This is a genomic window from Hymenobacter sp. (assembly GCF_036388155.1).
Taxonomy (GTDB): Bacteria; Bacteroidota; Bacteroidia; order Cytophagales; family Hymenobacteraceae; genus Hymenobacter.
Genome location: NZ_DASVSI010000061.1, coordinates 1 through 10,433 on the forward strand (window position 1 = coordinate 1; position 10,433 = coordinate 10,433).

The 10,433-nt window shown below is 60.5% G+C and carries 8 protein-coding genes; 4 read left to right on the forward strand and 4 right to left on the reverse strand.

Features of this window, described 5'->3' with window-relative positions; translation table 11 throughout:
* Positions 1–181: 181 nt before the first annotated feature.
* The gene (locus tag VF629_RS08730) at positions 182–2,308 is read right to left on the reverse strand and encodes a prolyl oligopeptidase family serine peptidase (protein WP_331058086.1); all 2,127 of its coding nucleotides are present in this window, start codon (positions 2,306–2,308) and stop codon (positions 182–184) included.
* 247 nt (positions 2,309–2,555) lie between these two features.
* Between VF629_RS08730 and VF629_RS08735 the strand changes: the two genes are divergently transcribed.
* Positions 2,556–4,022: a hypothetical protein gene (locus VF629_RS08735; RefSeq protein WP_331058087.1), complete on the forward strand. Its 1,467-nt coding sequence runs from the start codon at positions 2,556–2,558 to the stop codon at positions 4,020–4,022.
* Positions 4,023–4,224: 202 nt separating this feature from the next.
* The gene (locus VF629_RS08740) at positions 4,225–4,764 is read left to right on the forward strand and encodes a hypothetical protein (protein ID WP_331058088.1); all 540 of its coding nucleotides are present in this window, start codon (positions 4,225–4,227) and stop codon (positions 4,762–4,764) included.
* 104 nt (positions 4,765–4,868) lie between these two features.
* On the opposite strand, the gene VF629_RS08745 is transcribed toward VF629_RS08740, so the two are convergent.
* The 3 genes from VF629_RS08745 to VF629_RS08755 form a co-directional block, all read right to left on the reverse strand.
* Entirely contained in the window at positions 4,869–6,221 is a 1,353-nt protein-coding gene (locus VF629_RS08745; RefSeq protein WP_331058089.1) for a sorbosone dehydrogenase family protein, read from the reverse strand.
* A 110-nt stretch (positions 6,222–6,331) separates the two neighbouring features.
* Positions 6,332–6,727 (reverse strand): NUDIX domain-containing protein, encoded by a 396-nt coding sequence (locus VF629_RS08750; protein ID WP_331058090.1) that lies wholly within the window; start codon positions 6,725–6,727, stop codon positions 6,332–6,334.
* Between the two features lie 10 nt (positions 6,728–6,737).
* On the reverse strand, positions 6,738–7,505 hold the full coding sequence (locus VF629_RS08755; RefSeq protein ID WP_331058091.1) for an NUDIX hydrolase: 768 nt from the start codon (positions 7,503–7,505) through the stop codon (positions 6,738–6,740).
* Between the two features lie 502 nt (positions 7,506–8,007).
* Here VF629_RS08755 and VF629_RS08760 point away from each other — a divergent pair.
* Positions 8,008–9,684, forward strand: a complete 1,677-nt coding sequence (locus tag VF629_RS08760; protein WP_331058092.1) for a GMC family oxidoreductase — start codon at positions 8,008–8,010, stop codon at positions 9,682–9,684.
* An 85-nt stretch (positions 9,685–9,769) separates the two neighbouring features.
* Positions 9,770–10,381 carry a gluconate 2-dehydrogenase subunit 3 family protein gene (locus VF629_RS08765; RefSeq protein WP_331058093.1) on the forward strand — a complete coding sequence of 204 codons (612 nt, stop codon included), beginning with the start codon at positions 9,770–9,772 and terminating at the stop codon, positions 10,379–10,381.
* Positions 10,382–10,433: the final 52 nt, after the last annotated feature.

A 10,433-nucleotide genomic window follows, 5' to 3' on the forward strand; every position in this document is an offset into this window, starting at 1 on the left:
CGAGCGCAGCCGAGGCATCTCGCCTGCTTCGTTGCAACGATTGAGTTAGTGGCGGCGGGCGAGATGCCTCGGCTGCGCTCGGCATGACGGGCTTTTTGAGTTTTCAAGCCTGTTGAATAGTCAACAAAAAAGCCTGCCAGCTCCACAGAACCGGCAGGCTTTCACGCTTGAACCCCAGGAGTTAGTTGTTCTGATACGGCGTCACGTTCATGTTCTGGAACATGAACGACCATTTGTCGGTCTGCTCGCTGATGACTTGGGCGGTGGAGCGGCCCGCGCCTTGGCCGGCCTTGGTCTCCACGCGGATGAGCACCGGAGCGGTGCCTTTCTGCGATTCCTGCAGCTTCGAGGCGAACTTGAAGGAGTGCGCGGGCACCACCCGGTCGTCGTGGTCGGCGGTGGTAACCATGGTGGCGGGGTAGCTGGCGGGCTTCAGGGCGTGGTAGGGCGAGTAGTTGTAGAGGTACTCGAACATCTCCTTGGAGTCCTGGGCGGTGCCGTAGTCGGAGGCCCAGCCGGCGCCGGCCGTGAACTGATTGTAGCGCAGCATGTCCATCACGCCCACGGCGGGGAAGGCCACTTTCACCAGGTCCGGGCGCTGCGCCATCACGGCGCCCACCAGCAGGCCGCCGTTGGAGCCGCCCGAAATGGCGAGGTAGTCTTTCGACGTGTAGTTGTTCTTGATGAGGTACTCGCCGGCGGCGATGAAGTCGTCGAACACGTTCTGCTTTTTGAGCTTGGTGCCCGCTTCGTGCCACTTTTCGCCGTACTCGCCGCCGCCGCGCAGGTTGGCTACGGCGTAGATGCCGCCGTTCTCGAGCAGCACGATGTTGGAGGTGCTGAACGAGGGCGTCACGCTCACGTTGAAGCCGCCGTAGGCGTAGAGCAGCGTGGGGTTTTTGCCGTTCAGCACCGTGCCTTTTTTGTAGGTGATAATCATCGGGACGCGGGTGCCGTCCTTGGAATTGTAGAACACCTGTTTCGACTCAAACTTGGTGGGGTCGAACTGCACGCCAGCTTTCTTGAACACCGTCGATTTGCCGGTAGCGATGTCGTACTTGAAAATAGTGGGCGGGTAGATGTAGGACGTGAAGGTGTAGTACGTTTCCTTCTCCTCGCGCTTGGTGCCGAAGCCGCCGGCCGTGCCCACCGAGGGCAGGGCGATGCTCCGCTCCTTCTTGCTACTCATGTCGTACTGCTCGATGAGCGACGTGGCGTCCTTGAGGTAATTGGCGAAGATTTTGCCGCCGCCGGTGGTGGCACGCAGCACGTTTTTGCTTTCCGGAATGAGGTCTTTCCAGTTGGCGGGCTTGGGGTTGGCGACGTCCACGGTCACGATGCGACCGTTGGGGGCGTTGTAGTTCGTCTCGATGTAGAGCTTGCTGCCCACGTTGTCGAGCACGCCCACCTCGCTTTTCTCGTTGTCGACCACCGTCATGATGGGGCTGTTCGGCTTGCTCAGGTCCTGGATATATAGCTCGTTGCCGGAGGTGGTGTTGGCGCCCGAAATTACCAGGAACCGCTCGTCTTCGGTGAGCGAGGCGCCGATGTAGCGGCGGGGCGTTTTCTCGCCGCCAAACACCAGTTGGTCGGTGCTCTGCGGCGTGCCGAGCTTGTGGTAAAACAGCTTGTGAATTTGGGTTTTGCCGGCCAGCTGGCTGCCGGCTTTGGGCTTGTCGTAGGAGCTGTAGTAGAAGCCGTCGTTGCCCTTCCAGGCCAGGCCCGAGAACTTCACGTCCTTGAGCGTGTCGCCCACGATGGCCTTGTCGGCGGTTTTCAGCACAATCACCTTGCGCCAGTCCGAGCCGCCCTCCGAAATCTGGTAGGCGGCCAGGCTGCCGTCTTTGGTGAAATTGATGCCGGCCAGGGAGGTGGTGCCGTCCTTCGAGAAGCTATTGGGGTCGAGAAAAACCTCCGGCTTGCCCTCGCTGCCCAGCTGCCGGTACAGCACCGACTGGCTCTGCAAACCAGTGTTTTTCGAGAAGTACGTGTACTTGCCTTCCTTGAAAGGCGCGCCGTATTTCTCGTAATTCCACAGCGTTTCGAGGCGCTTGCGGATGGCTTCGCGGTAGGGAATCTGGGCCAGGTAGCCCTGCGTCACCTTGTTTTCTTCCTGCACCCAGTTCTTGGTGTCGGGCGCCTGGTCGTTTTCCAGCCAGCGGAACGGGTCGGCCACTTTGGTGCCGAAGTACGTGGTGACGGTGTCTACCTTTTTGGTCTGCGGGTAGGGCAGCATCTTGATGGGCGCTTGGGCGAAGGCCGGCGCACTCAGCAACGCCGCGGCTAGCGGGGCATAGAAGCTTTTCATAGGATTGAAGTTTGGTGGGAGTGGGATGCGACGGGGCCAACAAACACGCACCTATTCAATTTTTGGCGCAGTTGTTCCTCAGCCTTTGTGAAAAGCAAGGTACAGCACGATGACTTTCTACTGCTGATGCGGGCACAAAAAGTCTGGCCTTGCTCGCCCTCAACCAGCCTTGCTCCCGCCGACAGCCCGCTTTCGTTGCCGTACTTTGGCCCCGAATGGCGGCAACTACTCTTTTCCCTCTTCCGGCGTGTTTAAACGAAACTGGCATTACCTGCTGCTTCTCTTCCTCCTCCTTGATTTTGGGTATTCGTTCTGGCACTATCTGCAGTTCAATATTGACGGCGACCTAGTGCCCATCGTGGCACCCAGCGAAGCCGTGCGGCCGGTGCTGCACGACCCCTTCGGGCTGGGCCCTCTGCTTCGCGGGGAGCAGTATGCGGCACCGAATCGGTTTTTTGCGGTCTTCTTTTTATACGAGTATTTCCGGCACGTGCCGCTGCTGCTGCAAAGCGTGGTGAGTCCCGTCGACAGCTTGTACCTGGCCTGTGCTCTGATTAAAATTGGCGTGCACCTGCTTTTGGTATACGTGCTGGCGGTGGCCGTCAGCAACCGGCCCAACGTACTGAGCAAAGACTTTTTGCTGGCCGCCGTGCTCATCACGCCTTTCCTGCAAACCTCCGGCTTCAACAACGCCATGGGGGTCATCGACTGGTCCATTACCTACACGATTTTTTACGCGCTGCCCATGAGCGTGCTGCTGCTATTTATGCTGCCGTTTTTGCGGGCGGCGCTGCACGGCGCGCCGCTGCGCGAGTCGTGGCTGGGCTACTTGGGCCTGCTCGGGCTGGTGGTGGTGCTGTCCTTCAACGGAGCCATTATGCCCGGAGTGGTGCTCATCGTGTGCCCCACCGTGCTGCTGGTGCGCTGGTACCGGCGGTTTGCAGCGCGCCCGACCGCAGAACCAGTGGTGCGCCGCGCGCTGCAAGCAGTGGCCGAGGTACCGCGCCTGCTGCTGGTGACGTTCACCGTTTTCAGCGTGCTGAGCTTGTACTCGCTGTTTATCGGCTACAGCAACTCCGAAAACCAATGGGCGAGCATTCCGCTGCTGGAGCGTTACGCGCGGGTGCCGCTGGGCGTGTACTATCTGTTCACGGGGCGCGAGATGAGCGTGGACAAATATGGCTTTTCGCTGCTCACGGCCATGGTGGTGGCCAATGTGTTCGTTGTGCGCCGGCAGTTGCCCGCGCCTCTGGCCGCCAAGGTGCTCACGGTGGGCATGTGGCTGGCGCTATTTGCAGCCGTGTACCTGTTGTTGCTGCCATTGGGCGGCTTCCGCACCTACCGCGAATACATCGTGCGGCGCGACAGCATTCTGCCCATCACCCTGGGCATGATAGGATTCTTTGCCTACTCGGCTTACTACCTGCTCACATCCCTGCCCGCGGCTGTCCGCCTGCGCTACGCGGTACTAGCCGGCACGGGCCTGGCCATCTTCACTGTCACCGACCGATATAAGCCCAGCGAATCGAACGCTTGCGAGCGCAGCCTGTTCGCCCAGCTGGCCAGTTCGCCCGACCCTATTGTGCAGTTGCCCGCCACCTGCACCATGATGGATTGGCAACCCCTCACCGATTACCGGAATTCGGGACTCAACGGAATGATGTTGCACTACTGGAACGTCACCGAAACACGCAAGCTATATTACCAGAAATAACGTCAACTGCGATACACCACACATTAAAGTTGTTTAGAAAGTGTGTCGCTGGCCGGTCCGACGCCCTAGGCGCCCGACCGGTTGTCGGTCTATGAACGTCCAAGTATAGTATTTGCGGCACAAGCCAGTACACCTTTCTAATGCACCTTTATGGTTGAAACTCCCGCGAGTAATCGGCGGAGCTAGTCCTACCAGAAACTCTATGAAATTACCCCTACCCGCTGCTCTCGCCCTGGTTTCGACCATCAGCCTTGGGGCGCAGGCTCAGGACTTGCCCGCGCGCGAAACCACCTACAAAGAGTACACGGTTTCGCTGGGTATTTTGGGCAACCCCAAAGCCCTTGGCGTGCAGGCCGAATTTCGTTTTTTGCAACACTTCGGCGCCCGGCTGGCAGGCGTCCAATCTTTCGACTATCAACGGCAAAACGAATTCGGCGGCGGCGGAATCGGGCTGCTTACGTACTACATTCCGCTGAAGAACAAGCTTATCGAGCCAGGCCTGGGCATTGGCGGCGTCTACTCCCTCTATCATTGGGACACCGGGTACAACAGCGGCAACCTGACCGACTTCAACATTGGCGGCGGGGCGGGCGTCAACTTCCGGTTTAGCCGCGACTTTAGATTCGGCATCAATGTTCTGGCCGCCAACGGCTTCGAGGCCGGCTACGTAGATGACACCATGCGGGCCGTGCGCCGAAAGCTGCTCATCATGCCGGCCCTGACGTTTGACATCTTGCTGTAGAATCCTTACGGCGTAAGCGGCCGGCAGCTCGTGCCATCGCAGCACTGCTTCAGTCTGTTCTCTCAGACTCGGCCCTTTTCTTCCACAGCCGAGCACTTCCTCGGCTAGCTGCCGGCCGTCGCGCTCACCCGCCAGATTCTATCGGCGGCGTCGTCGGCTACCAGCATCGAGCCATCGGGCAGGGTGGTTACGCCCACGGGGCGGCCGTAGGCGTCTTTGGAGTCGCCGCCCACCAGGAAGCCCGTGAGAAAGTCCTCGGGCGGGCCGCTGGGCTTGCCGTTGGCGAAGGGCACGAATACCACTTTATAGCCCGAATAAGCCGTCCGGTTCCAGGAGCCGTGCTGGCCGATGAAGGCGCCGTTGCGGTACTTCTCCGGGAAAGCGGCCTTGTCGTAGAACGCCAGGCCCAACGAGGCCGTGTGGGCGCCCAACGGCACGTCGGGCACCAGGGTTTTCTGCACCAAATCGGGCCGCTCGCCTTTGCGGCGCGGGTCTTCGTTGGGGCCAAAGTAGGCGTAGGGCCAGCCATAGAACCCGCCTTCTTTCACGCTGGTCATGTAGTCGGGCACCAGCTCGTCGCCCAGCTCGTCGCGCTCGTTCACGGCTGTCCAGAGCGTGGGCGTTTTGGTGCCGGGGGCCCAGGCCATGCCTACGGGGTTGCGCAGGCCGCTGGCGTAGATTTTTTCACCCGAGCCGTCGGGGTTTATCTCCAGAATGTTGGCGCGGCGCATTTCGTTTTCGGCGCCGTGCTCCATCACGTTGCTGCCCGAGCCCACGGTCACGAAAATCTTGGTGCCGTCGGGACTGGCCAGCAGGTTGCGGGTCCAATGGTTGTTGTAGCCGCCGGCGGGCAAGTCCAGAATTTTCTGACCCTGGCCCGTGATTTTGGTGGCGCCGGGCTCATACGGAAAGCGCAGCACGCCGTCGGTGTTGGCCACGTAAAAAGAATTGCCCAGCACCAGCATGCCAAACGGCTGGCGCAGGTTGGCCAGGAAGGTGGTGTGCAGGTCGGGCTTGCCGTCCTTGTTGGTGTCCCGGAACAGGGTAATGCGGTTGGCGCTTTCCTCCCGCAGCGAGCGGGACTTGTCCAGGTTGAGCGTGGCGGCCACTTTCTTTTTGGTGGTCGTCGGGATGGTGCTCGACTCGGCCACCAGCACGTCGCCGTTGGGCGCCACGTAAATCCAGCGCGGGCTTTGCATTTTGCTGGCGTACTCGGCCACGGTGAAGCCGGCGGGGGCGGTGGGCGTTTTGCCCGCCGGCCACGCCACAATGTTGACGCGCTTGGTGGTCGACTTGGTGGCGTAGGGCGTGGGCAGGTTCACCGCGGTGGCGGCCGGCGTGGTCACGGTTTGGGCCGGGTTGTCGGCCTGGGCTTCCTGTTTTTCTTCTTTGCTGGGGCCGCCGCACGCGGCCAGCAGGGCCAAGCTGGCCAGTAGTAGATTGGGGGTTCTGAACATTACGTAAAGACGAAGAATGAAGTCTAGCGCCGGCAGCAGCAAGCAGACCAACGGCTTAGGCTTACCCCCTTCCTCCCGAATTGGTTGCGATTTCGGCCGAATAAGCCCCGCTAATCGGCCAGCAGGCCCCGCGCCCGCAGCCAGTCAAAAATGAGCTGGTCGACGGCCGAAACCTGCGGCCGGTGCCGGTACGTGAGCCACATCACTTCCTCGATTTCGGCGGCGGGCTGCAGGGTTCCCGTGTAGGCGGCCTGGTAGCAGGTCATGCGCACCAGCACGCCGGCGGGGTGGCCATGCGCGGGTGCTTCAAAAGTGCCCACGTACGCCACGCTGGCCGGGTCCAGAACCACGGTTAGCTCTTCGCTGATTTCGCGCAGCAGCGTTTGCTGGTCGGTTTCGCCGGGCTCGCGCTTGCCGCCGGGGATGTAGTACCGGTCTTTGCCGCGGCTGCGGGTGCTCAGCAGGCGGCCGTGGTGCAGGTGCAGCCAGGCAATTTTGTCAATCATGCCGCGGGGCTCAGGCTACCGGCTTGTCGGCGGTTTCGACGATGAATTCATACAGGAAAGGCGACCGGTGGGGCCCGATTTTCCGCCGCTCTTCCAATTGCCGCACCAGTCCCAGGTCCAGCATCTTTTTCCGAAAGTTCCGCCGGTCAAACTGCCGCCCCGAGATGGCTTCGTACAGGGACTGCACCTCCGGAAGCGTGAATTTTTCGGGCAGCAAATTGTGGCCAATGGACTGCTGGTAGAGCTGCGCGCGCAACGTGGCCAGGGCCTTTTCGAGGATTTCGTTGTGGTCGAACTGCAACGCGGGCACCGCCTGCACGTCCACCCAGCTGTACTCGTCTACCAGGAACTCGGGCGTCACCGTCACTTCCTGATAATCGACCAAGGCATAGTAGCCAATGGACAAGGTGCGTTTGGCCAGCCAGTGCTCGGGGCTAAGAGCGATGTTGGCCTTGGCGTAGGTCTTGTTGTGGATGTCCTGAATGGCAATGCGGTTCAGGCGTGTGGGGCTGTCGCCGAAGGTGTAGAACTGCTGCAAGAACAGGTTCTGCAGCTGCGTCTTTTCGCTCAGAATGCGGTGGGCCGCGTCGGTCAGGGCCTCCTGGTTTTCCACGTAGCCGCCGGGCAGGCTCCAGCTTTGGTGCCCGTGGTAGCGAATGAGCAGAATTTTCAGCTGCTGGTCGTGATAGCCAAAAATGACGCAGTCGACGGAAAGATGCGGCAGATACCGCTCATGCCCGCGCTCGGCGAAATCGGCAACGTCACCAGAATTGTGCATGGCTGAAAAAAACTAATGCGTAAAACTAACGCATTTAAAAATTCTGTATAGATTTACCCGGTAAATCCCTCGCAAAAAACCGTTGCTCGTCGAAGTTCGACACGCAATAAAATGGTTTTTCTGCGATTACCAGGGGCTCTTTTCCACGCCGTCCCTGCTGCCCATCCTGGTTGTTTTGCCGGGCGTCGTTGCCCGTTTTTGCGCCTGCCTCTATCACGAATGAAGGCCAGCGTTTTTGTCGGCTAAACAAAGCCGCAATCGTTTTCTGCTACCCTGGCTCTGCCGTCTTTCCCCTACTGCAACTGCGATGAGATACTGGCTGCGTCACCTAGCAACTCGCCGGCCCGGCGCTCGCCCGGCTCCTGCCCACGGCGCTGGCGTGGTGCGAGCGGCACCTGCGCCGTCGCCGGCCAGCACACATTGCGGCCGGTGGCCGCTGAATCCTTGCCTTGCTAACTCCTTCGACTTTACTTTAAAAACTCCCACTTTTCGCTAGCTCATCATGGAAAAAAACACGTACGACGCCATCGTCATTGGGTCGGGTATCTCAGGTGGTTGGGCAGCAAAAGAGCTGACCGAAAAAGGCCTCAAAACCATCATGCTCGAGCGCGGCCGCAACATTGAGCATGTGAAGGACTACGTGAACACCGCCAAAGGGCCGTGGGAGTTCGAACACCGCGGCGGCCGCACCCAAGAGATGATTGACAAGTACCCGGTGCTCAAGCGCGACTACCCGCTCAACGAAATCAACCTGAACTACTGGGCCAGCGACCAGGACAGCCCCTACACCGAGGTGAAGCCCTTCGACTGGTTCCGGGGCTACCAGGTGGGCGGCCGCTCCCTCACCTGGGGGCGGCAGTCGTATCGGTTGAGCGACTTCGACTTCACGGCCAACGCCAAAGACGGCATCGCCGTGGACTGGCCCATTCGCTACGACGACCTGGCGCCCTGGTACAGCTACGTGGAGAAGTTTGCCGGCATCAGCGGCTCCAAAGAAGGGCTGCCGCAGCTGCCCGACGGCGAGTTTATGCCGCCCATGGAGATGAACATCGTGGAGAAGGACGTGGCTGCGCGCATCAAAAAGAACTACGAGCACCGGCGCATGGTCATCGGCCGCACGGCCAACATCACCAAGCCGCACAACAACCGCATCAACTGCCAGTACCAGAACAAGTGCTGGCTGGGCTGCCAGTTTGGGGCGTATTTCAGCACGCAGTCGGCCACGCTGCCCGCGGCGAAGGCCACCGGCAACCTCACGCTGCGGCCGTTCTCCATCGTCACCAAAATCCTCTACGACAAGGACACCAAGCGGGCCAAGGGCGTGGAAGTGCTCGATGCGGAAACGAACCAGACCTACGAGTACTTCGCCAAGGTCATCTTCCTGAACGCCTCGGCCCTGAATTCGACCTGGGTGCTGATGAATTCGGCCACCGACGTGTGGCCCGGCGGCCTGGGCAGCAGCAGCGGCGAGCTGGGCCACAACCTGATGGACCACCACTTCCGGGCCGGGGCCCGCGGCGACGCCGAAGGCTACGACGACAAGTACGTGTATGGACGCCGCGCCAACGGCATTTACGTGCCGCGCTACCGCAACCTGTTCGGCGACAAGCGCGACTACCTGCGCGGCTTCGGCTACCAGGGCAGTGCCGGCCGCGAAGGCTGGGCCCGCGAAATCCCGGAAATGAACATCGGCGGCGAGTACAAGGACGCCTTGAGCGAGCCCGGCAAGTGGACGATGGGCATCACCGGTTTCGGCGAAACCCTGCCCTACCACGACAACCAGGTGACCCTGGACAAAACCAAGAAGGACAAGTGGGGCCTGCCCGTGCTGGCCATCGACGCGAGTATTCGCGACAACGAGCAGAAAATGCGCATCGACATGATGGCCGACGCCCAGGAAATGCTGGAAAAAGCCGGCCTCAAGAACGTGAAGACCTACAACAACGGCTACGTGCTGGGCGGCGGCATCCACGAAATGGGCACGGCGCGCATGGGCCGCGACCCCAAAACGTCGGTGCTCAACCAACACAACCAGGTGTGGGACGCCCCCAACGTGTACGTGACCGACGGCGCCTGCATGACCTCGGCCGCCTGCCAAAACCCCTCGCTCACCTACATGGCCCTCACGGCCCGCGCCGTGGACCACGCCGTGAGCGAAATGAAAAAGCAGAATATTTGATTTAGTTGTCAGTTGCTGGTTGTCAGTTGCCAGAACTGCTCCAGCCACGCTAACAACTAACAACCAGCAACTAACACCTAAGCTTATGAACAGAAGAGACGCCCTCGCCCGAGTTGCCCTCATCATGGGTGGCACCGTTATCGGAGCCGATTACTTCCTGACCGGCTGCTCCTCGCCGGCCAAAAAGGACGAAAAAGCCACTGCCTCGACCGACGCGCCGGCCGCCAAGCCCAAGGACTTGCTCGATTCCGGCCAGATTTCCTTTCTCAACGAGGTGGGCGAAACCATCTTGCCCGCCACGAGCACCCCCGGCGCAAAAGAAGCCCAAGTGGGCAGCTTCATGGCCGTGATGGTGCGCGACTGCTACACGCCCGCCGACCAGAAAATCTTCCTCGCCGGCCTCGACAAGCTGGAAGAAGCCTGCAAAAAGCAGCACGGCAAAGATTTCATGGCCTGCGATGCCGCCCAGCGCACCTCCCTGCTCACCGCCCTGGACAAGGAGCAGCAAGCCTTCAGCAAGAACCAGCGCAAAGACGACCCCAGCCACTACTTCCGCATGATGAAGCAGCTCACGCTCCTGGGCTTCTTCACCTCCGAAGTAGGCGCTACCAAGGCGCTGCGCTACCTGCCCGTGCCCGGCCGCTACGACGGCAACGTGCCCTACAAAAAAGGCGACCGAGCCTGGGCCACGTCTTGATAATATCCTTCGACCAATAGAACGGTCATGTCGAGCGCAGCCGAGACATCTC

Bases quoted from the DNA above. Each gene is read 5' to 3' on its own strand.
- VF629_RS08755 (WP_331058091.1), bottom strand. From the start codon at position 7,505: ATGCACAATTCTGGTGACGTTGCCGATTTCGCCGAGCGCGGGCATGAG.
- VF629_RS08745 (WP_331058089.1), bottom strand. From the start codon at position 6,221: ATGTTCAGAACCCCCAATCTACTACTGGCCAGCTTGGCCCTGCTGGCC.
- VF629_RS08765 (WP_331058093.1), top strand. From the start codon at position 9,770: ATGAACAGAAGAGACGCCCTCGCCCGAGTTGCCCTCATCATGGGTGGC.
- VF629_RS08760 (WP_331058092.1), top strand. From the start codon at position 8,008: ATGGAAAAAAACACGTACGACGCCATCGTCATTGGGTCGGGTATCTCA.
- VF629_RS08750 (WP_331058090.1), bottom strand. From the start codon at position 6,727: ATGATTGACAAAATTGCCTGGCTGCACCTGCACCACGGCCGCCTGCTG.
- VF629_RS08740 (WP_331058088.1), top strand. From the start codon at position 4,225: ATGAAATTACCCCTACCCGCTGCTCTCGCCCTGGTTTCGACCATCAGC.
- VF629_RS08730 (WP_331058086.1), bottom strand. From the start codon at position 2,308: ATGAAAAGCTTCTATGCCCCGCTAGCCGCGGCGTTGCTGAGTGCGCCG.